At 53.3% G+C, this 24527-nt stretch carries 27 protein-coding genes; 14 read left to right on the top strand and 13 right to left on the bottom strand.

What is annotated here, in order from left to right:
• Nucleotides 1-369: 369 nt before the first annotated feature.
• The 5 genes from IPI63_RS05225 to IPI63_RS05205 all read left to right on the top strand — a co-directional run bounded on the left by IPI63_RS05225 (nt 370) and on the right by IPI63_RS05205 (nt 4548).
• Complete coding sequence (locus tag IPI63_RS05225; RefSeq protein ID WP_292477075.1) at nt 370-1485, top strand: iron ABC transporter permease; 1116 nt, start codon at nt 370-372, stop codon at nt 1483-1485.
• 97 nt (nt 1486-1582) lie between these two features.
• Nucleotides 1583-1903: a hypothetical protein gene (locus IPI63_RS05220; RefSeq protein WP_292477074.1), complete on the top strand. Its 321-nt coding sequence runs from the start codon at nt 1583-1585 to the stop codon at nt 1901-1903.
• 210 nt (nt 1904-2113) lie between these two features.
• Nucleotides 2114-2905 carry a hypothetical protein gene (locus IPI63_RS05215; RefSeq protein WP_292477072.1) on the top strand — a complete coding sequence of 264 codons (792 nt, stop codon included), beginning with the start codon at nt 2114-2116 and terminating at the stop codon, nt 2903-2905.
• Between the two features lie 322 nt (nt 2906-3227).
• On the top strand, nt 3228-4130 hold the full coding sequence (locus IPI63_RS05210; protein WP_292477070.1) for a hypothetical protein: 903 nt from the start codon (nt 3228-3230) through the stop codon (nt 4128-4130).
• A 169-nt stretch (nt 4131-4299) separates the two neighbouring features.
• Nucleotides 4300-4548: an ABC transporter ATP-binding protein gene (locus IPI63_RS05205; protein ID WP_292477069.1), complete on the top strand. Its 249-nt coding sequence runs from the start codon at nt 4300-4302 to the stop codon at nt 4546-4548.
• Between the two features lie 122 nt (nt 4549-4670).
• Here IPI63_RS05205 and IPI63_RS05200 read toward each other — a convergent pair whose 3' ends face one another.
• Genes IPI63_RS05200 through IPI63_RS05185 form a run of 4 tightly spaced genes read right to left on the bottom strand, consistent with a single transcriptional unit; the run spans nt 4671 to nt 8859 of the window.
• Nucleotides 4671-7142, bottom strand: a complete 2472-nt coding sequence (locus IPI63_RS05200) for a DUF835 domain-containing protein (protein WP_292477067.1) — start codon at nt 7140-7142, stop codon at nt 4671-4673.
• 21 nt (nt 7143-7163) lie between these two features.
• Nucleotides 7164-7892: a hypothetical protein gene (locus IPI63_RS05195; RefSeq protein ID WP_292477065.1), complete on the bottom strand. Its 729-nt coding sequence runs from the start codon at nt 7890-7892 to the stop codon at nt 7164-7166.
• Entirely contained in the window at nt 7889-8095 is a 207-nt protein-coding gene (locus IPI63_RS05190) for a hypothetical protein (protein ID WP_214065194.1), read from the bottom strand. The genes IPI63_RS05195 and IPI63_RS05190 overlap by 4 nt, the downstream gene beginning before the upstream one ends.
• A gap of 2 nt (nt 8096-8097) precedes the next feature.
• The gene (locus IPI63_RS05185) at nt 8098-8859 is read right to left on the bottom strand and encodes an ATPase domain-containing protein (protein WP_292477064.1); all 762 of its coding nucleotides are present in this window, start codon (nt 8857-8859) and stop codon (nt 8098-8100) included.
• A gap of 204 nt (nt 8860-9063) precedes the next feature.
• On the opposite strand from IPI63_RS05185, the gene aspS reads away from it, so the two are divergent.
• Nucleotides 9064-10368, top strand: a complete 1305-nt coding sequence (gene aspS / locus IPI63_RS05180; protein ID WP_292477062.1) for an aspartate--tRNA(Asn) ligase — start codon at nt 9064-9066, stop codon at nt 10366-10368.
• Between the two features lie 71 nt (nt 10369-10439).
• Here the strand turns inward: aspS and IPI63_RS05175 are convergent, their stop codons facing one another.
• Together IPI63_RS05175 and IPI63_RS05170 are read right to left on the bottom strand one after the other, a co-directional pair.
• Complete coding sequence (locus IPI63_RS05175) at nt 10440-10712, bottom strand: non-histone chromosomal MC1 family protein (RefSeq protein ID WP_214065197.1); 273 nt, start codon at nt 10710-10712, stop codon at nt 10440-10442.
• A gap of 330 nt (nt 10713-11042) precedes the next feature.
• Nucleotides 11043-11183 (bottom strand): hypothetical protein, encoded by a 141-nt coding sequence (locus tag IPI63_RS05170; protein ID WP_214064512.1) that lies wholly within the window; start codon nt 11181-11183, stop codon nt 11043-11045.
• A gap of 186 nt (nt 11184-11369) precedes the next feature.
• Between IPI63_RS05170 and IPI63_RS05165 the strand changes: the two genes are divergently transcribed.
• Complete coding sequence (locus IPI63_RS05165) at nt 11370-11600, top strand: hypothetical protein (RefSeq protein WP_292477060.1); 231 nt, start codon at nt 11370-11372, stop codon at nt 11598-11600.
• 170 nt (nt 11601-11770) lie between these two features.
• On the opposite strand, the gene IPI63_RS05160 is transcribed toward IPI63_RS05165, so the two are convergent.
• Nucleotides 11771-12352, bottom strand: a complete 582-nt coding sequence (locus tag IPI63_RS05160) for a hypothetical protein (RefSeq protein ID WP_292477058.1) — start codon at nt 12350-12352, stop codon at nt 11771-11773.
• 294 nt (nt 12353-12646) lie between these two features.
• Here IPI63_RS05160 and IPI63_RS05155 point away from each other — a divergent pair, with 294 nt between their 5' ends.
• The 3 genes from IPI63_RS05155 to IPI63_RS05145 are packed head-to-tail and all read left to right on the top strand — an operon-like array spanning nt 12647 to nt 16331.
• Nucleotides 12647-14317, top strand: a complete 1671-nt coding sequence (locus IPI63_RS05155; protein WP_366850869.1) for a hydantoinase/oxoprolinase family protein — start codon at nt 12647-12649, stop codon at nt 14315-14317.
• Nucleotides 14308-15681 carry a histone deacetylase gene (locus tag IPI63_RS05150; protein ID WP_292477055.1) on the top strand — a complete coding sequence of 458 codons (1374 nt, stop codon included), beginning with the start codon at nt 14308-14310 and terminating at the stop codon, nt 15679-15681. Before IPI63_RS05155 ends, IPI63_RS05150 begins: the two co-directional genes overlap by 10 nt.
• Before the next feature lie 38 nt (nt 15682-15719).
• Entirely contained in the window at nt 15720-16331 is a 612-nt protein-coding gene (locus tag IPI63_RS05145; protein ID WP_292477053.1) for a hypothetical protein, read from the top strand.
• On the opposite strand, the gene IPI63_RS05140 is transcribed toward IPI63_RS05145, so the two are convergent.
• Together IPI63_RS05140 and IPI63_RS05135 are read right to left on the bottom strand one after the other, a co-directional pair.
• The gene (locus tag IPI63_RS05140) at nt 16322-16723 is read right to left on the bottom strand and encodes a hypothetical protein (RefSeq protein ID WP_292477052.1); all 402 of its coding nucleotides are present in this window, start codon (nt 16721-16723) and stop codon (nt 16322-16324) included. The two genes, IPI63_RS05145 and IPI63_RS05140, sit on opposite strands and share 10 nt — an antisense overlap.
• A gap of 25 nt (nt 16724-16748) precedes the next feature.
• Nucleotides 16749-17843, bottom strand: a complete 1095-nt coding sequence (locus tag IPI63_RS05135; protein ID WP_292477050.1) for a hypothetical protein — start codon at nt 17841-17843, stop codon at nt 16749-16751.
• Nucleotides 17844-17880: 37 nt separating this feature from the next.
• Between IPI63_RS05135 and IPI63_RS05130 the strand changes: the two genes are divergently transcribed.
• The 3 genes from IPI63_RS05130 (at nt 17881) to IPI63_RS05120 (ending at nt 19094) form a co-directional block, all read left to right on the top strand.
• Nucleotides 17881-18165 carry a hypothetical protein gene (locus IPI63_RS05130; RefSeq protein ID WP_292477048.1) on the top strand — a complete coding sequence of 95 codons (285 nt, stop codon included), beginning with the start codon at nt 17881-17883 and terminating at the stop codon, nt 18163-18165.
• A 159-nt stretch (nt 18166-18324) separates the two neighbouring features.
• Nucleotides 18325-18774, top strand: coding sequence for a site-2 protease family protein (locus tag IPI63_RS05125; RefSeq protein WP_214064519.1), 450 nt, complete (start codon nt 18325-18327; stop codon nt 18772-18774).
• 89 nt (nt 18775-18863) lie between these two features.
• The gene (locus IPI63_RS05120) at nt 18864-19094 is read left to right on the top strand and encodes a hypothetical protein (RefSeq protein ID WP_214064520.1); all 231 of its coding nucleotides are present in this window, start codon (nt 18864-18866) and stop codon (nt 19092-19094) included.
• Nucleotides 19095-19482: 388 nt separating this feature from the next.
• On the opposite strand, the gene IPI63_RS05115 is transcribed toward IPI63_RS05120, so the two are convergent.
• The 4 genes from IPI63_RS05115 to IPI63_RS05100 form a co-directional block, all read right to left on the bottom strand.
• Nucleotides 19483-20754 carry an ABC transporter substrate-binding protein gene (locus IPI63_RS05115; protein WP_292477045.1) on the bottom strand — a complete coding sequence of 424 codons (1272 nt, stop codon included), beginning with the start codon at nt 20752-20754 and terminating at the stop codon, nt 19483-19485.
• Nucleotides 20755-21078: 324 nt separating this feature from the next.
• Nucleotides 21079-22455: an ABC transporter substrate-binding protein gene (locus tag IPI63_RS05110; RefSeq protein ID WP_292477044.1), complete on the bottom strand. Its 1377-nt coding sequence runs from the start codon at nt 22453-22455 to the stop codon at nt 21079-21081.
• Nucleotides 22456-22528: 73 nt separating this feature from the next.
• Nucleotides 22529-23893, bottom strand: coding sequence for an ABC transporter substrate-binding protein (locus IPI63_RS05105; protein WP_292477042.1), 1365 nt, complete (start codon nt 23891-23893; stop codon nt 22529-22531).
• A gap of 132 nt (nt 23894-24025) precedes the next feature.
• Nucleotides 24026-24298, bottom strand: a complete 273-nt coding sequence (locus IPI63_RS05100; protein ID WP_214064521.1) for a non-histone chromosomal MC1 family protein — start codon at nt 24296-24298, stop codon at nt 24026-24028.
• 83 nt (nt 24299-24381) lie between these two features.
• On the opposite strand from IPI63_RS05100, the gene IPI63_RS05095 reads away from it, so the two are divergent.
• On the top strand, nt 24382-24525 hold the full coding sequence (locus IPI63_RS05095; RefSeq protein WP_292477040.1) for a hypothetical protein: 144 nt from the start codon (nt 24382-24384) through the stop codon (nt 24523-24525).
• The last annotated feature ends 2 nt before the right edge of the window (nt 24526-24527 follow it).

Below are 24527 nucleotides of genomic sequence, written 5' to 3'. Positions count from 1 at the left end.
GATGGGCAAGGCCTGCCTGGCAACGGGAAGGGTTAAACCGGCCGTATACAGCTGAGATGACCGGCTCTGAACTCTGTGGAAGGCAGAGAGAGCAGGAGATGGGCAACCTGGCAGGGGAGGTCAATCCGAAGGGCTCATCGTCTGGGAGATGAGCATTGAAGAGATATCTGAGCTGCTGTGCTTGGAGGTAGATTGTGATGTCGTAACACGATCACCAAAAGGCTTATTAATATCGACATAAGCCAGCAGCATGATACTGATGATAGGATCTGGTGAGAGCAAGGCTGTCCTCGAAGGAGCAGGGCATGATGAGGTCGGGGTTGCTGTTATGAATAGAGCGTCCATCCCTCATCCCGGGGCATGAGGCCGATGCCCGGATCTCAGACAAAAGAGGGGCTGTGCGCCGGTCGGACGGCCATTCCTAAGGCGACGCCTGCCCAGCAGCTCAGGGCGGAGTACCAGAGGTTCATCGGAAGGAAGCTCCTCTTTCTTCTCCTTCTCGCTCTGGGCATTGTATTGCTGGCAGGCTATGCCGCCACCCGGGGATCGGCGGATATCAGCGTGATTGATGTCTACTCCACCATCCTGGCAAAGTTCTTTCCCCAGCATTTCCAGACCACCTGGTTCTCAGAGACCATCGTCTGGGGGCTGAGGCTGCACAGAATCCTTCTGGGGATTGTGGGGGGCATCGGCCTGGCCATCGCCGGTGCAGTCATGCAGGGCATCCTCAAAAACCCCCTGGCCAGCCCCTTCACCCTGGGCATCTCCTCCGCAGCCTCCTTTGGAGCGGCGGCGGCGATAATCATGGGGGCGGGATTTGTGGGCGGGGAGTGGCTGATCATCGGCAATGCCTTCATCTTCACCCTTCTCGCTGCGGGGGCGGTCTATGGACTGGCAAAATACAAGGGAATCACCCCTGAGACCATGATCCTGGCGGGAATTGCCATCTCATACCTTTTCAGTGCCATGACCTCATTTCTGCAATATGTGGGCCATGCTGAGCAGGTTCAGGAGGTGGTCTTCTGGTCGATGGGCTCTTTAGGCCGATCCTCCTGGGAGAAGGTCTGGATAGTCAGCGCCATCATAGCCATCTGCCTTCCCTATCTCATCATCAAATCCTGGGACATAAATGCCATGGGGACGGGGGATGAGACCGCCAAGAGCCTGGGGGTGAATGTGGAGAGGACGCGAGTGGTCAGCATGATGCTGGTCTCGCTCATAACCGCCTCGGTGATCTGTTTCACCGGCACCATAGGCTTCATCGGCCTGGTCGCTCCCCATATCACCCGGATGGCGATAGGAGGCGATCACAGGTTCCTGATTCCCGCCTCAGCTCTGGTGGGGGCTCTCCTCCTCCTGGGGGCTGATACCCTGGCCCGAACCATTCTCGCTCCAGTGATCCTGCCGGTGGGAATAATGACCGCCTTTCTGGGGGTGCCGTTCTTCGTCTTCCTCTTCATGCGCCGGAAGAGGGAGTTCTGGTAGAAAGACAGAGGTCTGAGCCCGGTGGGTCTGGCGTGATATAGGATCCAAGTCTCTTATATCATGGATATCCAATAGCATATACAGCCAAAGGGTGGTCATGATGAAGAGAGATGAATTCCAGGCACAGATAGAAGGATATATATTCCCCCAGACGTTCCATCAGGATCTTCTCGACAGAGCAGCGAAGATGTTCATGAAGTGGGGCCGGAGCTCTCATCTGGATGAGAAGGAGCATCTCTTCCAAAGCTTTGGGCTGAACTCCCAGCCGGGGGATGATGAAGAGATCAAGGCGCAGAAGGCTGCCATCAGAGTCATCTGCTCCAAGATGATGGATGCCAGCATCAGCCGCAAGGAGGCAGCCGACATCATCCGAAACTTCAACCGGATAAAAGATCCTGGCTACAAGTGGCTGGACTGAGACTTATTTTTTAGTAGCCTCTCCGAATTCATGGGAGAGGTGCCTGTCGAAGACTGGCTGCTCTCAAAGAGAGCGGAGGCGGGAATTCGGGAGGCAATCAGAAAAATTTAACTATAATGATATGTATAATGGATTGGAGCAATTAAAGGGGGATTAAACGTGAATTATGAGAAGGAGAGAAATTACTGCAGGATATTTTTGGTATCAGCTTTGCTGATAGCATTATTTATCGGCTCTGCCCAGGCGATAACCACCAGGGATATCATATTCGCCCGGACTCCTGAAGCCGCACAGCCCATATCAACAGTGGTATCAGATGCCATGAACCAGCCGCCTGTGGCCAAGGGCTTGACCGTCGATCAGGAGGGACCTCTTGCCGCTGGCTCATCGGTCTTCTGGACCGGCGATGCCTTCGACTCAGATGGAGATGAGCTATACTATCAGTTCTGGTTGAATGGGCCGATGACCGGGAATGCCTGGAAGCCGATGACCACCTGGAGCAAGAACAATACCTGGACCTGGGAGACCAGCTCTATAGACATCGGGATCAATGTAATCGATATGCGTATAAGAGATGGACGGCATGCCCCCCCCTGGAATCATGACAGCCACATCAGTGCCGAGTATGTCATAAGCGAGAATGCGGGCATCTCCGCCAGCTCGAAATGGAACTCCAAGCCTAAGCTGAGCAGCCTGAAATCGGACAGACAAAGCCCGCAGGATAAGGGCGTATCTGTGACCTGGACGGCAAAGGCGGCCGACCCGGACGGGGATACAGTTCTATACCGCTATGTCCTCAAAGGACCCTCTACAGAGGAGCAATGGGAGCCCATGACCGACTGGACGACAAACGGGGTCTGGACCTGGGATACAAGCTCTGGAAAGGCGGGCATATACATGATAGAGGTCAGGATAAGGGATGGATATCATGCCGACATCGATAATTGGGACGACAGCATAACGACGCCATTTGTCCTGATTCAGAAGGGAATAATCAAGTGATCGATTGAGAACGCCCGATTTGCTGGGAGATGCATTCGTCTCCTGGACAGGGGGAAGGGATGGATGTCACTCCCTATAAATCAATACAGGGGGGGCTGGCAGCTCCTGCCTGCCAAAATATTTTTAACACTCGTGCACCAATAACTAAATATGACGGGACATATTAATACAAAGAAAAGACTAAATATGAATAAACACAAGTGCGAGCAGGAAATGTACGAATAAAGGAGGGAATTGTATTAGGAAAGTATTAGCAAAGATTGGATTAGTATTAATTTTTCTGCTGTTAATTACAGGTACTTCCTGGGCGGGAAAATCTGATATGAATCCAGGGAGAGAAGCGATCAAGTACAAGCACGAGATGACAGATGATGTCACAGGGCAGGGATTTGCTGTAGAATATAAGAGTGTAAATACAAATAACTTATCCCTGTTGGAGTACTACCACGGCAGCGGCACTGCGGACATGGCCGATGTATTGAACTCCGAGCAGAAGACCACCGGCGGCTCCTACCGCGTCCTGGATTATGATGGAACGATGAAAACGGTGGAGAAGGGGGCAAACAGCATTGTCACCTACACCAGGCAGTATGACAACATCCAGTCGCCAACCACATTCGCCTACGGCACAGGCTGGTATGCTGCCAATCCCATTCATTACAATTCTCTTATCAAGGACAAGACCGTGGCCAAGAGCTATCAGGAGGCGGCATCAATGCACCGCCAGGTGGAGTATGCTCATGCTCTGAAAGGGGACATCGCTGTGGATATCAACTGCACGGGACCCACAGATAAGGCCGATGGCAAGGGCATTCTCAGCATGAGGATAGATGATGATATCACCCAAGGTACTCTTCACATCGGCGAGCTTCTCTTAAGCCCCAAGGTAAGCCCCAAGGAGACTTCCAAGGCAAAGACCAAGACCAAGCCAAATACATTCGATCCCATAATCGAGGTCCAAAATGACTACATCGGCGACTTCCATGTGCAAAAGACGATGAAGCTGGAGATCACCAAGGGCAAAGAGAGCTCTCAGGTGGACTGGCTCCCCTGCTGTATGGGTGGCTTCTTCGACCTCCCGTCATTTAACTTCGATGCTCAATATGCCAGCTGGAAGGGGATCTTTGACTGTACCTGCCGGGAGAAGTCCATCTCCACCATGAAGCCGGAGTGGAACACAACCAAAGCCCAGTTCCCGACAGAGGAGTACCGGTACAAGCCCTGAATGGGGGACTCCAACCTTATTTTTTTTATATATTAATAAAATTAAAGAATATACAATCAACTCCAGAATCGATCTGAGGCATCAATTCACAATAGCGGTGCAGCTCATCGATCTGATGGCCTCAAGGATCCTGGGCTATGGCGCAGATCACCCGGATGTCTAGAGCACTGTGATCTCTCCGGCTCGCCTGCTGCGGCTGGCAGCCTGGATGGGGCAGATGGAGCTGGCAGGGCTCATGGGCTATGTCCTGCAGAATCAGAGGCAATCGCCTCCCTTCACCGCCCTGGACATAGTTCTAACCGGAAGGATGCCTCACCTCTCAGTGCTCACCCAGCCCGGGGCCGTGGATATCGAGAGGGCGCAAAGGGCTCTGGATATGGTAGGAGCCCTCCACCTGGCATCCCGGCCCTACACCTAGATCAGCGGCGGAGAGCGACAATTGGTCATAATCGCCCGTGCCCTTGCCCAGGAACCATCCTTCCTCCTCTGTAGCCGCCATAGCGCCCAAAACAGCCGCACCACATATCAGTGATGCAAGCCTTAGTGATGAGGGGGGGAGCCGCGCCCTTCTGGACGCGATAGTTCACAAGGCTCCATCTCGCTGGTCAGGCGATGCAGCTCTTTTGTGTCCAATGACAGGGGATCGATATGAACCAGCATTATGGCATTCTTCAGGGCGATCTCATCCCTTTGGGACTGAATGAAGCGGAGCACAGTCTCGTAGTTGCTCTGGGTGATGAGATAGCCCATTCCCTCCAGCAGAATAACAGGATAATCGGCCCGCCCCAGAAAATCAGAGAGCATGCTGCTCAACCTGGGAAAGTTCGTTGGATCCACTGTCCTGTATTCTGGCTCGCTCTTCTGGGTGAGCCATATGACTGTCTCTGGGGGAATGGCGTATCGCTCATAGAGGGTTTCAGGGTTATGGCGGCTCAGGCATAACCCTTCCATGCCGTGGGCCACCAGCTCGCTGAACACCTCCAGGCTTCTCTTGGGCTTCTCCTCCTCGATTATATAAGTGGTCCCGGGAATCAGGGAGAGCTCATAGGGGCTTCTACCATAGCTCTTCATCATCTCAGCCAATGTGGCCGCAATATCGAAGGATGGATCGTAGCTCCTGATGATCCTGTCCAGCCTGCGCAGGGCGAGGAAGAAGGCATGCTTGGTCAGCACCAGGTCGGGCCTGATATCGAGGGTGACGAATAGGGTCAGAGCATCACGCATATCCGGCTCGCAGGCCGGGCCCGGCTCATCAGAGGGCCCGCCCTTCCTCAAGGACACCTCAAAGAAGCCGCCTGCTGCTATCAGCTCATTGGCCTTCATCACCACCTCCCTTCTCGTTCCTTCACTCAGCGTGGACAGCATGACCTCAGAGAAGACGCGGAAGAGGTACGCAGATAGTGGACCGAGGATGAATATCAGTTCTTTTGCCTCATTGATGCTTGATTTTAATTCGGTGTGCACGAACTGCTGCCTCTCAGCCAGCAGCAGGCGGGTTCTCCTGCTCAACATCTCCATCTGATAGACGAAGTCCAGCATCTCTCTCTCCGGCAGCTTGCCCTTGTTCTCCTCTATCAGCTCTTCTATGCTATCGATTAGAACAATGCTATTTCTGCTGGAGTCGACAAAGGATTTTATAGTCATGAAAAGGAGGGGCAGGTTCCGGGGTGAGATATATCGATCGCTGCCCCTCTCATCGGAGAGCTTGATGATGGGCGTCTCCTTGAACCCCCAGCGCTGCCTTACATCATTTGGCGAGAAGTGAGTGATGCACAACCCCTCCACTCCATGGGTGATCTGGTCGGTAAATACCTCATAAGCAATGTCAGGCACGACATATGCCCTGCCCATGGATAACTCATAGCTGGGCCGGGTCTCTTTTGTCTCCTCCACTACCGGCTTTACCGGCACCTGATCCTCTACAATCATCCTGGTGGCGGAGGGGCCCAATGAGCCGGTGAGAATCTTTTCGAACTGATCCCACAGCTCCTGAAGCTGAAGAGCATTTACAGCCCTTCGGCTGGTTCCCAGCTCTCCCAGGTATAAATCGACCTGCTGCTTTGCCCTCTCCTCTCCTATATACTTGGCCAGAGTCGTCTCCAGATCATCGATCGTCCCATAGGGCATGCTCTTGGATATAGCAGGCAGCTCCTGGCTCTCTGTTACCCTCTTTTTGCCCCCTTCTAGGAATGAGTTGGCGATCTCTGCCTCCTCGGGGCTGGGAGTGGTGAGGAGGGATACCAGGACGTACAGGCTGGTATTGGCGAACAGGGTCCAGAAGACAGAATTGGTCCACAGGTCCAGGCCCAGGCAGAATAGATCTGTGGGTCTGAGGATGGCCAGGCCAAAGGCACCATCCTGGATCAGACTGGAGAGCATGCGGCTTTCTCCGCTGATGGTGGGGATGAGAGCGGTATAAGACCAGAGGAGAAATCCTGAGATCAGTCCTGCCAGTGCTCCCTTCCTGTTCCCTCTCTTCCAGTACAGCCCTCCGAGGGCAGCAGGAGCAAGCTGGCTGGCGGCAAGAAATGAGACGATGCCGATATCCGCCAGAATATGGTAGGCGGCAACCTGCGAGTAAAGGTATCCCAGGATGACCACCAGAAATATGTTCAGCCTCTTGATGTTGAGAAGGACATTGGCCAGGCTTTTCTGTTTTTCGATTCGCCGCAGGATGTATGGCAGCTCCAGGTTATTGAGGAGCATGGTCCCTACAGCTACGGATTCCACCATGATCATGGCGGTTGCAGCCGATGCTCCGCCGATGAAGACCAGCATAGATAGAAGATCTTGATTGTGTATATACGGTATGGTCAGGATGAAGTTGTCCTTCGGCCCGGGGGTGTTGAGGAGCAACCCTCCCCAGGCTATGGCGGGGACAAAGAGATTGATCAGCAGAAGGTAGAGAGGAAACAGCCACATAGCCCTCTTCAGATGCCCTTCATCTGAGTTCTCTACCACCATGACGTGAAACTGCCTGGGCAAGAACAGGATGGCGAAGAAGGAGATCAAGACAAGAGAGAACCACAGAGGCTACTGAACATCCATCAGTTCGGCATAATGTGGATTGCGAACGGCCTCTTCTGCCATCTGGCTGAAGATATCTCCATATCCCTCAAATATGCCGTACGCCACGAAGAGCCCTATTGCCAGAAATGCCACCAGCTTCACCAGGGACTCGAATGCCACCACGGCGATCAATCCCTCATGCCTCTCCATGGGATCTAGCTGGCGGGCGCCGAACATCACAGCGAATATCCCCAAGAGCAGTGTCACCACCAGGGTGCTCTCCCAGGAGAAGTTGAGCAGGACATGACTTCCGGCCAGGGTCTCTAAGGAGGTGGATATGGCGATCAGTTGCAAGGCGACATAGGGTGTCACCATGATCAGGCTCAGCAGAGCAACCACAGCCCCTATGGCATAGCTTCTGCCATAGCGAAAGCTCAGGAAGTCGCTGATGGAGGTCAGCCGGTGCTCTTTGGAGACACGGATCATCTTTCGTATGATCACCCAGCCCAGTGTCATTGCCAGAAGCGGCCCGATATATATAGGCAAGAACTCCAGGCCGGTTGATGCTGCTCTGCCTATTGAGCCGTAAAAGGTCCAGGCGGATACATAGACCGAGAGGGAGAGGGCGTAGATGTAGGGATTGCTGACAATGCTCCTGCCCTCTAGCTTTCTTCTGTCTGAGAAGCGGGCGATGGCGAAGAGGAAGAGCAGATAAAGCACCATGACCACTAGGGCAGCATTCTGGACTATCAATCAGAATTCCCCCGGTCAAATAAGTAAAGCAGAATGATGATCAACAGCCAGATGGCTGCTACGTAGATCAGTATTGCAGGCACGCCGAGAAGAATTGAGCCATCGGCCAAGGCCAGCAGGGGCCAGTTGAACAGCATCCCTCCCAGGATGAAAACGAAAACCCAGAAATCCCTCTGGCCGATCAGGTCGTTTAATGAGAGCATAGCTACAATCCCGGATAGATGATTATCCCTCTAGCAGATATATCCAATGCATGCTTCCCAAGATGATGGGATGTGCCACACATCTTAAGGACCTCTATGTATCTCCTTCTTGTTAAGTTTATTTCTTCGTTCTTCAGCAGTATTATTCCATCTGCCAGCTCAGCAATGCGAGGGGGATAAAGGCTTCCGGGCAGCGAGTCCTCCGCTAAGAGCGCAACCACCCTTTTCGCTCTAAGCAGATGGGATAGCTTGACGAGAAAGCGCCAATAATCCTCTTTGAGGGCGTCTTCCAGCTTGGATAAGCCTTCGATGACAATTCGTGTAGGATTGCTTTTATTGATCTGTGTCTCGAATTCCTCAATTACTGCTTGCGATCTCTTCCCCTCTGATTCCTCTTCAAGCAACCCCCCCAGCTCTACATAACAGATCTCGGCACCAAAAAATCTCCTTTTCACAAAATCATAGCTTGATGCGAAATCCTGCAGGATGTCAAGAGGCCCACCAAAGGTCAAAAAGCATAACCCTCGCTCTCCAGATTCAGCTCCCCTGAAGAGAAATTGTGTGCAAAGAGTGGTCTTGCCAGTTCCAGTATCCCCTGCCAGCAATATGATAGAGGGTATTGGAAAGCCGCCTTCGATCATATTATCGAGGCCTGCAACTCCTGTGGGCATTCTTTCAATAGGATTCAAACCCTTCACCTCGTGATCGATCCATGTTAGTCGAGGGCTTCTGTTCTTGCCTTCTGGAATACCGGTCTTGGTCATACCGGGCTGTTATACTCTGATCTCCTCTGTGTATGGCATATATCCCTGTGCCATATCTTCCTATTCCATATCTTCCTATTCCGTATCTTCCTATTCCATATTCTCCTATCCCATTAATATTATTTGACCTTATTCTCTGTCAGTGGCTGCAGTAGATCAGACTGCTTTTATATCAGGAATTCCTTCTGGCAGTCGTGAGATGAATTGATCCTCAGAACTCATTATTCAGGCCAGATATCTGCAGAACTGGACGGCAAAGAGGTAACGCTGGCGGGCTTCGCCCATGAGATAAGGGATCTGGGAGGGATAGCTTTCCTGGTGCTCAGGGATAGGGAGGGCATAGCCCAGATAACCCTGATCAAGAAGCTATTGGGAAAGGATGTCTTCAAGGCGGCACGCTCCATCAGCCGGGAGAGTGTGGTCATGGTCCGGGGGAATGTGAAAGCTGAGGCCAAAGCGCCTCGTGGATATGAGATACTCCCCACTGAGATCCAGGTTTTAAGCTCTGCTCAGGTTCCCTTGCCTTTAGATCCCACAGAGAAGGTGGAGTGCGAGCTGGACACCCGCCTTGATTCCAGGTTCATGGACATCCGCCGCCCCTCTGTACTGGCCACCTTCGAGGTCGAGAGTGCTGTCCTGCATAGCCTTCGCGATTACTTTTACCAAAAGGGAGCAATTGAGGTCTTCACCCCAAAGATAGTGGCCGCGGCCACTGAGGGAGGGACGGATCTATTCCCCATCAGCTACTTTGAGAAGGAGGCCTTCTTGAACCAGAGCCCCCAGCTCTACAAGCAGATGCTGATGGGAGCGGGCATGGACCGGGTCTATGAGATCGGCCCCATCTTTCGGGCAGAGGAGCATGACACCAGGCGCCATCTGAATGAGGCCATCTCCATCGACCTTGAGGTCAGCTTTGCTAATGATAGGGATGTGATGGAGATACTGGAGGAGGCTGTGGCCGGAGCCTATAGATATGTGGCTGAGAACTGCTCCCGCCAGCTTGCCCTCCTCGGCCTGGAGCTGGAGGTGCCCAGCCTCCCCTTCAAGAGGATCACCTATACTGAGGCCCTGGATCTGGCCGGAGAGAAGGCAGACTCCAATATGGAATGGGGCGATGATCTGGACACAGAGACTGAGAGGTTCTTAGGAGAGAGCATAGGAGAGCATTACTTCCTGATCGACTGGCCCTCCTCTATCAAGCCCTACTACACCCTGCCTTATGAGGAGAGGCCAGAGGTCTGCCGGGGGTTCGATCTCATGCATCCCCGGATGGAGCTGGCCAGCGGGGCACAGAGGGTTCACGACTACAACCAACTGGTGGAGAGGATAAAGGAGAAGGGCCTGGACCCGGATGGATTTGAGTTCTATCTGAAGGCATTTCGCTATGGTATGCCGCCACATGCCGGCTGGGGGCTGGGCCTCTCCCGGCTGGTGATGACTATGCTAAAACTGGAGAACATTCGCGATGCAGTGATCTTTCCCAGAGATCGAAGGCGCCTGGTGCCTTAGGGCAGGGCCGGGTGGAGGCTTAGGGGTGTTGGGAGGAAATGGAGCAGGATTGCACTCTGCTCCATATGGCTCTAGACCTCATCCAGCTTTTCAATGCCTATCTTCCTCACCTTCGGCTTCCAGATCTTGTCTGGCATCCAGGCAGGGGCCCCTTGTGGCTTGTCCACCTGCACCCTCTCTCCCGAGAAGATATGCACCTTCTTTGTGCCCCGTTCTCGCAGCTTGATCTCAGTGTAGCCGCGGTTGGCTGCTTTCAGTGCCGCTTGTCTGGGCGATTTTCCTGTAAAGACGCCGATCTCATTTCCCTGAACATCTCTCAGGGCGAAATTTCTCATCTCAGCCAAATTAATCCCTCCTAATGGTTATGATATGCCTCTCCGGTTCGGTATATTAATTTAATCCAAAAGTATACCCAGGCTGCCTCCAAGCAAGCGGCATCCGGCGGCCAGATCGCCTCCGGGCGATATGATGTGGTATCGACAATTGTGATAGTATCAACAGAGAAATTAACGAATTTGGAGATAAATTGAGCTATTCAAACTACTATTGAGCATTTTATTCCCCGACCAGGCCCTTCATATCCTTCCGCCGGACTGTCGCCAAGCCACCGATCAGATGGGCTGCCGTACCGCAGATCCGATCGATAAATAAGGGGAAATGAGACGGTCCCGATGTCACCAGGCCGCCTGGGAGGAGCTGGCAGGGAAGGGAGCAGCATCAGTCTCCCTTTGCCAGAGGGCGCCTGGGGAGGAGCGCCGGGCGCAGCAGGCAGCGGCTCTATGCTGGCTGCCGCCAGGGTCACAGTAGGGCGGCATATGCCCACTGATCGTTACCTACATCATTCAATCGGAAGATAGAAGTAGTAGCAGGATCTAATTATAATGGTCAAAAAGGCAAAATTAGAAGGGTGAAATCGGAAAGGTGAAATCAGAAGGGTGAAATCAGAAAGGTGAAATCAGAAGGGTGAAATCAGAAAGGTGAAATCAGAAAGGTGGAGATCTATGGAGCCTCGAATTCTTAAGGTCGGCGAGAAGGTCACAGGCAGATACAGCGGCATGGAGCTGGGCAAGAGCAGGAAGTTCTTCCGGGTGAAGCTTGGAGATGAGGAGTTTTACCTGCCCAAGGATGTGGGCAACTCCCTTCTTAAGAGCCATCAGATGGGCAACCATCTCTTTACCATCCAAAGGCAACTGGATGTATATGAGATAAAGCCGCTCGCCAGTGCGCTTTAATGGTGAGACTGGGATCTTTGTAGTGGGGCCTGCATAACAATCTCATCATAAGACACAAGGCGGGATAAACAGTGCTCCCATGCTGTCTGGAGGAGCAGCGAGGGCCCTGTCACTTTCTTTCTCCTCAAATACAGGTTGATGTATACCCTGGCAGTAGCCAGGCTCTTCATCTAGCAACTGTATATTCGGAAGACAGACATGGACTGCTCCTCAATGCTGACCTGGCCAGAGTATTCTCCATTCATCTCAGTCTCCCAAGGAGGTGTCAGCAGCCATGGGTCCCATTCATCGAAGGGCTCTTTGGGCTTTGGTTCAACCATCGGATCTTTCATATCATGCTTGGGGCGGCTTTCCGGTCTCATATCTATAACCGGGGGGATGAAGCGACTGGATAGATCATCCCCCAGTGTTGCTTTCTCTGCCGAAAACGATTCTACTACACTCATGAGATACTCCCTCTTGATGTTCTCCAAGGTCAGCTTCAGGTCCAATGCGGCATTTGGTTTTGTGGGTTTCTTAAACCAGTTTAAGTGCCTTATGTCCACTATCTGCTCGCCCTGCTGAGTATCGTCAATATAAGAGTTGTTAAAAAGCGATTTATTTATGCTCGTGTTATTTACACTTATATTGCTCATATTTGTATTATTTATAATAACACTCGTATTATTTACGCTCGCATGGTCTAGAGGCGGGGTATTCATGGGAGAGCCGATCAAGGTCAATAACATGAATATGATCATGATTTTGAGCATATGTTCTACACACCTCTGTATTTATAAAACTTTTCGCTAAGCTTTGATACTTATTAAAAATAAGTAATTTACTTAAGAATCGATTTCCCTCCTATGACACTCGGATGGCTTAATGTATTTACTCTCAAACATCACACACTCCCAGCATCAGCCCGGCAATGAGCGAGAAGCCTCTGATCTTCTGGGCAGGCCTGGCTCGGGAAGAGAGGCCGCTTCAGGACTGCACACTATTCGAGGAGACCACAAAGCCGATATATATCCTGATTCAGAGCGCCTATCGAAAGGCGAATGAAAATGCTGGTTGGAATAGATGTCGGCGGGACCACCACTAATGCTGTTCTGGTGGATGGGGACCGGGTGGATAAGACGGCCTATGTGCCTACAGATCACGATGATCTGCTAAGATGCCTGCTTGAGGCTCTGGATGAGCTGATCAGAGGTGTGGATGTCAGCAAGATTGAGAGGGTGGTTTTGAGCACCACTCTGATCACCAATATGATTGCCGAGAGGAAGACCGATCCTGTAGCCCTGGTATTGATCCCGGGCCCGGGGACCAATCCCCGGGACTACAATCTGGGCGAGGCCATCATCCTGGATGGGGCGATGGACTTCCGGGGCAAGGAGATCGATCGGTTGAATGAGCCCCAGATAAAAGAGGCCGCCGCCAGCATAGGAAAGAGCGGGATATCCCGGGTGGCGGTGGTGGGAAAGTTCTGCCAGAGAAATCCATCTCATGAGGAGAGGGTATCCCAGATACTGGCCCGGGCCCTGCCCAATTCGAAGATCGAGCTGGGCCACCGGGTGTCCGGCCATCTCAACTTCCCCCGAAGGGCAGCAACGACAATGCTGACCCTGGCCACCAAAGAGAGATATGCCGATTTTGCTGCTGCCATATCCAGAGCCCTCGAGGAGAGAGGGATCACCTCGCCAGTCTATATCCTCAAGGCAGATGGCGGCACCTTGCCCTTGGAGGGATCGCTCAAGATGCCAGTGGAGACCATCTTCTCCGGGCCGGCAGCCAGCATAATGGGGGTCATGGCCCTCACCCCCCCCGGCCAGACCTCTGTGGTGGTGGACATCGGCGGCACAACCACCGACCTGGCACTCATCCTCTCCGGCCGGCCTCTTCTCTCCTCTAAAGGAGCACGAGTGGACTCCATGCTGACTCACGTGCGTGCCTTTGCCATAAAGTCAGTGGCCATAGGCGGGGACAGTGCAGTGGATGTTGATGATGGCTGTCTGGCAGTGGGCCCGGAGAGAAGGGGCCCTCCCCTCTGTCTGGGGGGAGGCGGCCCCACCCCCACAGATGCTCTGCGCGTTCTGGGCAAATCGAGTGTAGGCGACCTGGAAAAGGCAAAAGGGGCAATGGCAGGAGTGGCAGGCAAGATGGGCTGCTCAATTGAAGAGGCAGCAGGCATGGTGGTTGATCTTGTGGTGGAGAAGATCGCCTCTGAGATCGATGAGATGTTTCTGGAGTGGGAGCAGGAGCCTGCATACCGCATCTGGGAGATCATGAAAAAGGAGAAGCTTCAGGCGCAGAATGTGGTAGGGGTGGGAGGAGGATCAGTGGCCCTGGCGCCCCTCGTCGCCGCCCGGATGGGTGCAACCTCGATTGTGCCCGAGCATGCCCCTGTAGCCAATGCCATCGGCGCTGCCGTTGCCCGGCCGACAATTACCCTCAACCTTCATATTGATACCGAGAGGGGTGAGTATGTGGCGGCAGAGGATGGGATCATGGGCCGGGTTAATGACAGGCAGATGTCCCTCATTCAGGCTGAGCAGCTGGCCAGGAGGCTGTTGACGGAGAGGGCAGAGCGACTGGGGATCGGTGAGTATGCTGCTGAAGCAGAGGCCACTCGCAGCGAGGTCTTCAATATGATTCGAGGATGGTCGACGGTGGGAAAGCTGCTCGATGTCAGAATGGAGATTCCTGCTGGCCTGCTTCCCTCCTGGAGGTGCTCGTAAATGGCATCTGCAATAAGGGAGGGAAGACCGGCCTGATCTTCTTCCCCGCATTCGATTGGGCCATCTCGCCCACCCACCCGGAGAGGGAGGAGAGGCTGCTTTATACCAGGGATCAGATCTTCGAGGAGGGGCTGATGGACCTTCCTCAGATCGAGGAGTACAAGCCCCGCCTGGCGGAATCAAAGGACATCGCCCGCACCCATTTCTGCGTTCCAGATGTTGAGAGCCAGGTGACTGAGGCCCATCTCATCGCCGCTGGAAGCACCCTCACCCTGGCCGATGCCTGGGAGAGGGGAGAGATCAGAAATGGCTTTGCCCTGGTCCGCCCGCCTGGCCACCACAGCATGCGGGTGGTGCACGGCAACCGGGGATTTTGCAATATCAACAACATTGCCATACTGGTGGAGTACCTGAGGAGCAGGTACGGGCACAAGAGACTGGCCGTGATCGATACCGATGTACATCACGGCGATGGCACCCAGGAGATCTTCTGGCATGATCCGGATGTGCTCTGCATATCCTTCCATCAGGATGGCCATACCCTCTATCCAGGATCCGGCTTCGTCAATGAGATCGGCGGGCCACAGGCACTGGCGCGAACCCTCAACATCCCCCTGCCCCCGGGCACCACAGATGAGGGCATTCATTATGTTCTGGACAACCTCATCCTTCCTGTGCTGAAGGATTTCCAGCCCGAGCTGATCCTCAACTCCGCCGGCCAGGACAACCACTATACCGATCCTTTGGCCAATATGCGCTTCTCTGCCAATGGCTACGCCCAGCTCAATGAGAAGCTGGCCCCCGATATCTGCGTCCTGGAGGGAGGATATGCAGTGGAGAGTGCCCTGCCCTATGTGAACACCGGCATCATCCAGGCCATGGCCGGGCTTGACTACTCCCATGTGAGGGAGCCGGATTATGTGCCCGGCAGCTTTGTGCAGAGCGATGCCATGTGGCGGGAGATCAAAAAGACTGTGGAGCAGGTGAATGAGGCCTGGGCAGAGAGGGAGGAGATGGTGCAGATGGCTCTGGAGGGTCTGGGGGACTTCTACCGCCGGAAGAAGAGGATCTTCTATGATACAGATATGATCAATGAGAGCCAGGAGGAGTCGGTCAGGCTATGTCCGGACTGTCCGGGCTATATGACCATCTCCTCCTCTGCTCAGAGGGGGCATGGCATCCTGAACAATGCCTTCTGCGTCTCCATTCCCCGCGGAGCATGCTCCTCTTGCCGGGAGGATGCCTCAGAGGAGTATGAGGAGCAACTGGAGAACCGGAGGATAGGATATGTCTATCTGCAGGACAAGGACCGGGACAGGTTCAAGTTCTGCAATAATATGACCCGCACCCAGAAGGGATACTGAGTGCCGGCCAGCCCATCGCCCCCCTTCTGCCATAGGTTATGAGCCATAGAGCAGGTGATCTGGAGGAGGCTGCAGCATCCATCGATGCCGCATCCCTTGATGCGGCCAGGAAGGCGGTTCTCAGGGGCTGCCAGGAGCTGATCTTCTGGCTGGAGCACTTCTGTCGCCAGTTGGATAAGGTGGAGCCGGAAGGGCTGCATAAATTCGCCCGCGCCCTCTCCCTTACAGTGCTCGGCCACCTGCCCACCCGGCCTGAAGGCTGCCCCTTCTGCATCCAGCACGGAAAGAGCCAGAGCTGTCGGGGTTGCGGCTATGCTGCCACTCATGGCCGCTGCGACCTCGACCGATCGGCATTCAACCTGTTCATTGAGGCCTTCACTCTGCTGGGAAGGGCCATTTATCAGGATACAGAAGGGCTGCGCTGCCATCCGGATGAAGCCCGGCTGATTCTTGATCTGTGCATCTCCTCCTCCCGCCGCCTGACAGTGGAGATGATGGAGGATATCGGCTCCCTCTCCACCCGGGAGTTGATGGAGAGAAAGTCCAGATACTTGGGGCAGATGGTCGATGCATTGCCAAGGGAGCTCTTCGGCCTGGAGGTCACAGAGCAGTGGCAACGGGTGAAAAGGGCGCTGCTGGATTACTGGTAGGCCGATATAGCGTAGAGCGATATAGCGTAGAGCGATATAGCGTAGAGCGATATAGCGTAGAGCGATATAGCGTAGAGCGATATAGCGTAGAGCGATATAGCGTAGAGCGATATAGCGTAGAGCGATATAGCGTAGAACGATATAGCGTAGAGCGATATAGCGTAGAGCGATATAGCGTAGAGCGATATAGCGTAGAGCGATATAGCGTAGAGCGATATAGCGTAGAACGATATAGCGTAGAACGATATAGCGTAGAGCGATATAGCGTAGAACGATATAGCGTAGAACGATATAGCGTAGAACGATATAGCCGCACTGCAGAGAGCCCGAGCACTGCAGAGAGCCGGGCACTTCTGGGAGGCGCTTACGCTCCCTCTCTGCAAGGATGCCATAAAAGCCTCAATTCAGCTCCTCAGTTCAGCTCAAATGCTGCCTGAACACATCATCATAGAGCCTCTTGACATTCTCCGCCGTCTTGCTCATCTCCGGGAATCCATGATAGTTCATCGCCTCCTGGACATCCTCGACCAGGCGGAGCTTGTACTGGCTGCGGGAGAGGAACCAGCCCTGGCGAGCATAGTAGCGGGAGAGGTACTCCTGCTCTGTCTGGCCGGGGGTGGGGGTGAAGAGGCCGTGCCTCTTGTCCAGCTCCGCCATCTCCATCATAGTGGTGTAGCCGGACCGGGCGATCAGAAAGCGGGCCCGGTTCATCAGCTCCACCTTCTCCTCTGTAGATAAGTAGGAGTGGACTGTGGTCTGGCCATCCAGCCTCTCATGCCTCTCTTTCTGGGGGCTTCCCAGGAGCACCACCTTCTCCCCGGGGAGCTTTTGCACCTGGCGGAGGATGATCTCCTCCAGCTTGCTCCTCTGGGGCTCAGGCCCGGAGACTATGAGCAGATAATCCAGATCCAGATCCCGCTCCATCTTCCTGGTGCTGGTGAGTATTCCAGCGAAGTAGGCTCTCTTGTTGGTGGCATCCAGCCGGGAGCGGCTGAGCTTGCCGCTCAGGTTGGGCTGGCTGGACCAGGGATAGATATCAGGCACTATGACCCCATCGAACTTCATATGAAAGAAGCTGTTTGCCGGTATGGTGAGCATCTCAAAGGGATAGAGATACTGGGGAAGGCTGAAGCGGAGCTGGTGGGTGATGAAGTAGCTGGGGATATCATGGGAGTATACCCCCATGCGATTGTCGCTTATTATCAGGTCGAACTCATTCTCAGCCAGTATCTGCTCCAGCCTCTTTCTCTCCCTGGCCAGGGCGCGGAGGAGAATGGGGATGCTGGCAGTGAACTTGGGCAGGAAGAAGCGGCTGGAGCTGTAGGGAGCGGGATAGTCCTTGAATGTTATGAAATTGCATTCCGGACATTCCCTCTTTAGAAGGGCCAGGGCATTGCCGCTGGTGCCTATGGTGACCTCGTGGCCCCTTCTGAGCAGCTCCTCGATGATGGGAATGTCCCTGGTGGAGTGGCCCAAACCCCAGTTCAGAGGGCTCACGAATACTTTCCCCATGGGGCGGAAAATCGGATTCAAGGTATAAATCGTTTTCTTGATAAGAGATAAATATCATCCTGCCCTATCCAAAGATGTGTACGATCAGATTGTGCAAGCACTGGATAGGATGAAGAAGGGAAGCCCGGGCTATGAGGGGATGAGCGCCATCCTGAACAGATATGCTAAGGGCGAAATCGACCTGGACGAGGCTTACTACGACCTCCTGGAGGGGGAGCTGATCCCCATGCCCCAGAGGTGCAGCATGTCGGCAAAGCGCCCGGTGGCGGCTGAGGATGAGCTGCGCCTGAAAGAGAGGATCATAGAGGCGAGCAAAGAATGATCTCCCTTGGGCTGCATCTGACAGAGGGATATTAAGCAATGGCCAAAGAGGAGAGCTCCGGATCATGATGATGGGCATAAGCGCTACTGAATTGAGGGATCTATTCATAAGTTCACAGCCCAGCATTTTGGCTATCTGGCCGAGTACCGGGCCAATCTCATGGGGCTGGCTTTGGCGGTGTTCTCCGCCTTCGCCGGCATTCTCATCGCCGCCCCGGGAGCGGTGATGATCAGCCGGTACCGGCCTGTGCTGCAGGCTTACATCCCGGAAGGGCTGCCCGGCTCTAATGGACCCCATCCCTTCCAGCAGGAGGAGCTGGCCAGCCGGATGAAAAGGGAGATGCTCCTCATATCCCTGGCCGGTCCCATGACCAATATCGTACTGGCGGCAGGCTTTTTTATTCTGATGATGAGCGGCCTGGCAGGAGAGGGCATCTGGGCGCATGCTGTGGGATTTGCCATATTCATCAACCTGATCCTGGCGGCCTTCAATATGCTTCCCTTCGGCCCTCTGGACGGCAAGAAGATCTTCGATGCCGATCGGCGGGTCTGGGCTCTGGTGGGTCTGCCCGCCATCTTGATCGCCCTGTCGGTTTATTTTGGCATCTGATAAAATAAGAGATGCTCAACCATTCCCCTGCTCTTAAGGGTCAGCTATATCAATATGTGTGCAGGGAGCGGAAGAGAGGTGTTTGGAAGATGACTCAGATTGAAGTCCTGCAGGAGATCTCTGATACGCTCATCTCCATCAATGATTGCCTGGAGGAGATTGGTGCAGAGCTTGAGGAGATAAGCATGGCCAGCAAGATGATGATATTCTTCAAGCTGATCGAGTTGAGGCCGGAGATGAAGGATAAGCTGGGGCCTTTGATCGATGAGGTGGCCGCCTCTATGGAGTTTGAAATGGACGAGGGGCCGGAGAGGGACTGACTGCGGGGCTTTCCTTGAAGAGCTTGCTTGGGAAATTCAGGGAGGAGGTGGGGCCCTGAATCTCTCATGCATTCTCAATTTGATCTAACTTAACAAATAGACTATAGATGTTTATTATATTTAGCCTTTTCCTTGTCACTGGCTCTGCATGTAGACTCCCTTTTTGGAGCGACTTAATTTGCAGACGCGATGCTTTATTCGCAGAGGGTACTAATATCTTTAAATATGATACGATCTTGTTTTTATATTAGGTATTATTAATGGTGAACGAGAGAAGCACCCTCTCCTCTTAAGCCGTTCTGGAATATGAAGCTCTCCTGGGATCGGGGCCAAAGGAAGAAGATCCTTCAGCCCCTTATCGCCCTCCTTGGGTTGTCAGGGCATCCCCTTACAGCGGCGGGTAGAAGAACGCGCCCTTCTCCCGGACATCATAGTCCAGGCCCATCATATTGACATACTCCTGATGAGCTGCCTGCGGATCCAGATCTGCAAATTGATCCGGATAGAACCATTTGGCCAAAAGCATCAGAGCGGAGGGATAGTTGGGGGTCACAGCGTAGTCATTGGTGATGATATATATCCTGTCGGTACGGACTGCTGAGACATTATCGAATCCAGGAAGGCTCTTCATCTCCTCGACATACTCCTGCAGAAGGCTATCGTTCTCGTTCTCATAAGGCCTGATCCCTTTGCCCATGGCCCGGCCCACAATAACCTCTGGATTTTGGGAGAGAACCCATTCCGTCTCTATCTCGCCGTATTCCATCGGAGTGTCCTCATATGAGGGAAGAAAGCCGGCAGCGATATTCTCTCCTCCCGCCATCTCGACCAGCTTGTGAGCGGCATGCCCTGTGCCTATGGCCGTGCGAGAGACCAATGGTTTGTCCCCTTCTGGAGTGCTCTCCAGGTAGACCTTCACCCGATCGTCCAGAGCAATTCCATTGATGCGTTCCTCCACCTGAGAGAGGCAACGATCATGCCATTCCAGATACTCATTCGCTTTGGCCCTGGCTCCCAGCAGGATTCCCAGAAGCTTTACTTTCTCTCGCATGGCATCAGGGCCAAGGCCGCTGCATTCGCAATCGAACCGGAGAACCTTCACATCTGCTGGAAGCTTTTCATCCAGGGCCATCTCTGTTGGGTAAAAGGTATAGGCCAGTATGGCGTCGGGATTGCTATTCAAGACGGCCTCGACATCAGGCTCTCCTCCACTGCCTATGTTCAGATCCTGGCTCATCTTGGGGAATCTATTGGGCTGCTGGGCAAATGTGTCCCGAACGCCTACCACCCTGTCCTGCACTCCCAGCAGCTGCAGTATCTCCGCACACTGATGGGTGTAGATCACCAGCCTCTCCAGGGGCTGCTTTATGGTCACAGTCTTGTTGTCTGAGTCGACGATTGTGATTTCTGTCTGAGTGCCGTTTATGATTCGTTCCACTTGAGTGATATCGGATCTGTCTATCTTCCCATTGTTATCAGCATCTGAAAGCCAATTTTGCCTCTCTTTGTCGTCTATTATCCCCTGCAGATATGCCAGGTCTTGCTCGTCGATATCGTCATCAAGATTGGCATTGCCGAAGATATGCAGGACATAATCTCCCGCCGATGCCGAAACCACCAAACTGCATAGTGCCAGCATTATTGCTATCTGATATCTCATATTTCAGTCTCCTTCTGCAGGATGGCCGGTCCGCCTGAGCTGCTGCAAAAGGGCGGAGGAGCCGTCAATGCAGCATTCCGTCTTAGGGCATTTTACTATTTAATCATAACTAAATCAAGGGAATTATTACGAATATCAATCTTGATTGTGTTTATATAGTCACGTGTTTAGATTCTATTATAATTAGCTATAGGCAGGCTACTGTCACTGGAGATTAAATGCATAGGCATTCTGCCAGGAGCGGTTTGATATGCTGCAAAAAAATCGAAAAATCGAGGATGAAAAAGGGCTTACTGGAGGCAAAGGGCCTGCATTCGACCTTTTTCATGCCCTTGGGGTTATATTTCCTGCCACCATCTCATAGTAGCTGTCAGGCACGCCGCCCAGCTCTCCGGGGCCTTTGATCAGAGGGGGATATATGAATACACCATGCTGGTCCAGATCGTAATCCAGGCCCAGGAACCTCTGCAAGTACTCCTGATGCAGATCCTCTGGATCCATCTCCGCCTCTTCGGGATGGAAGATCCGCGCCAGGTAGGCTGCGCCGATGAGTCCCTTACTGGCATCATTTCTCATGTTGCCGCTCAATATGTAAACATCGCCGTTCTGCACTGCTCTGAGGTTGGCATACTCCGGGCGGCTCACAAAGGCCTCAAGAGCCTCCTTCATTCCAGTGGGGTCATCGGCATCGTAGCCGCTGGGCGGATCCATCACCAGGCCACTGTAGGTGGTGGCAACAACCAGCAAGACGATATAATCCGGATCTTCCTGCAAGACCCACTCCGGGTCCACCTCTATTCTATAAGTGGACTTCATAAAATCAGGCAAGTCGGCTGCCACCGTCCTCCCACCGGCCAGATCCACCATGCTGGTAAGGGTATCTATCTTGGCAAAGGTGAATATGCTCTTCTCCTCAGCTCCGGGATAGGCGGCCACCAGGACTGTCGGCCTCATGCTATCAGGAATGCTTCCTGTGCTCTCAATCAGTCTGTTGAGAGAACCTATATGCCATTGGATATACTCTTCTGCATCCTGTTGGGCGTCAAGGACATAGCCTAGCTTGCGCACTGCATCGGTGAAAGGGGAGCTCTCAGGTCTGAGGAGGTCGGGATAGTACAGGCCGGCAAAGAGCACTGGCACTCCAGGCAGGTTCTTATCCTTCTCCTGGGTGGCATTGGAGAATACCAAGAGCAGATCGGGATCAAGGCTCAATACCTTCTCATAGTCCGGCTCCTTGTGCATGGCTCCCACACACGTCCGGTTTGACAGCTCCGGGAACTCCGCCGGGGATTTGGCCACTGCCAGGTCCACCCCCACCACCTTATCCGTCCTCTTGAGAATCTGCATCAGATCGGCATTATCCAGATATTCGACCACGATTCTCTCCACAGGCTTGTTGATGGTGATGGGCAAATGGTTGCCGTCCAGAATGGTCAGGTTCTTCTCTGTTCCATTGATGATCATCTCCACCTGGGCTATATCCCGCAAATCGACCTCGCCATCGAGGTTGGCATCGGCAAGCTCGGTAGGGCTCATATTATTGCTGATGATCTCTCTGAGGGTTGCTATATCCTCCTGGTCGATTGTGCCGTCCATGTTGGCATTGCCAAAGACATTGAGCACATAGCCTGACCCCGATGACAGGGTAATGATACTGGCGAGTAGGGCCAGCGCCAGTACTAAGATTTTATCTGCTCTCAATTATCGCATCTCCTTTCTCATGACAGACGTCGAATTCATCAACCTCAGCCGGAATATATCCCGGATCCTCTGCTTACTTCTCGGGGAAGAAGAACGCACCCTTCTCCCAGACATCGTAGTCCAAGCCCATCATATTCACATACTCCTGGTGAGCTGCCTGGGGATCGCTATCTGCGAATCGATCCGGATAGAACCATCCGGCCAGAAGGAGGACGGCAGAGGGGTAGTTGGGCGTTATTGCATAGTCATTGGTTATGATGTATATCCTATTGTTTTTCACAGCCTGGACCTCATCGAATCCCGGCAGGCTCCTGATATCCTGAGCATATCCTTCAAGAGGGCTGCCATTGGCATTTTCATACGGCCTGATCCCTGAACCCATGGCCCGGCCTACGATTATCTCCGGATTTTGGGATAGGACCCACTCCGTCTCTATATCGCCATACTCAGAGGCTCTATCCTTATATCCGGGGAGGTGGCCTGCAGCAATGTTGACGCCTCCTGCCATCTCCACCACCTTGTTGGCGGCATGGCCGACACCAATAGCCGTTCGCGAGCTTGCAGGCCAGTCGCCCTCGGGTGTGCTCTCCAGGTATACCCGTGCCCTTTCATTCTGGGGGATCTCGCCGACCTCCTCCTCCACCCGGTCGAGGATGGCGTCATGCCACTGAAGATACTCCTCTGCCCTATCCCTTGCGTCCATCAGGATCCCGAGCAATCTGACTCTCTCTCTCATGTCGTCGGGGCCTTGGCCGCTGCACTCACAATCGAATCGCAGGACCTTAACCTCTGGGGGGAGCTTATCGTCCAGCGACTCTTCAGATGGATACTGGGTATAGGCTATGATGGCATCGGGATTGGTCTTCAGGACTGCCTCCAGATCAGGCTCTCCTATGCTGCCTATGCTCTGATACTTGCTCAATCGGGGGAACCTGTTGGGCTGCTCAGCGAATGTGTCCCTGACCCCCACCACCCTCTCCTCCAGCCCCAGGAGCTGGAGGATCTCAGCGCACTGGTGGTTATAGATGACCAGCCTCTCCAGGGGCTGCTTAACAGTCACAGTCTTGTTGTCTGAGTCGACGATTGTGATCTCGCTTGGGACTCCGCTGATGATGCTCTTTACCAGTGAGATATCTGATTCATCTATCTTTCCATTATTATCCGCATCAGAGAGCCATGTGGGCTCTTTGGTTCCTTCTATCACTCTCTCCAGATATTCTAAATCCTGGTCATTGATATCATCGTCGAGATTGGCATTGCCGAAGATATGCAGGACATAGCCGTTGCCCGATGCAGAGAGCATCAATAATGCAAAGGCCAGCATCAGCGCTTTTAAGGGTCTCATCACCATCCTTCCTCTGCCCAGCTCACCATCCTGCAGCCGGGGTGCTCCATTCTGCAGACAGGAGATGGTAGCTGTTGCATGCCGACATATCAATCAAATTGATATTAGAATTTAATCATAATCAAGTTTAGATAATTGTTATTTCTCAGGATGAGGGCTTGGGCAGATGACAGGGCCAACACGGGAGATGTGCTGGCCGCCTCCTCTGACAGAGCAATGATGAGCTCAGATCTTCTCCAGCCTCTCTACCCCAATCTTCTTCACCGTCGGCTTCCAGATCTTATCGGGCATCCAGGCCGGAGCGTTCTTCGGCTTTTTTACCTTTCTTCTGTTGCCCTGATATATATGGACCTTTTTTGTGCCCCTTTCCCTCAATCTTATATCCTTGACCCCTCTGCTCGCCACTTTGAGGGCTGCCTGCCTGGGTGCTATTCCAGTATAGATGCCAACTTCATTGCCAGCGGCATCACGGAGGGCGAAATTCCTCTTCTCTTTCAAAGCATACCACCTACACAGGAATCGATGAAGTGATGATATAATATTAACTTTTCTACATAAAGTGCTATTTTGAGGCTTATGCCATGGGCCGTCCAATGCAGGCGGATGGAGGGTCTGGGGCACCCAATCGGCATGGATGGATGAAATCAGGAGGAAGTGAGCTGCCTCTCACCAACTTCGGCGAGCAGAAGCCCGATTCATTCTCATTCACCTCCAAGACGGGATAATA

The organism is Methanothrix sp., from assembly GCF_016706325.1.
Classification (GTDB): Archaea; Halobacteriota; Methanosarcinia; order Methanotrichales; family Methanotrichaceae; genus Methanothrix.
The sequence above is the reverse complement of the archived record's forward strand: the minus strand, read 5'-3'. Positions and strand labels throughout refer to the sequence as shown.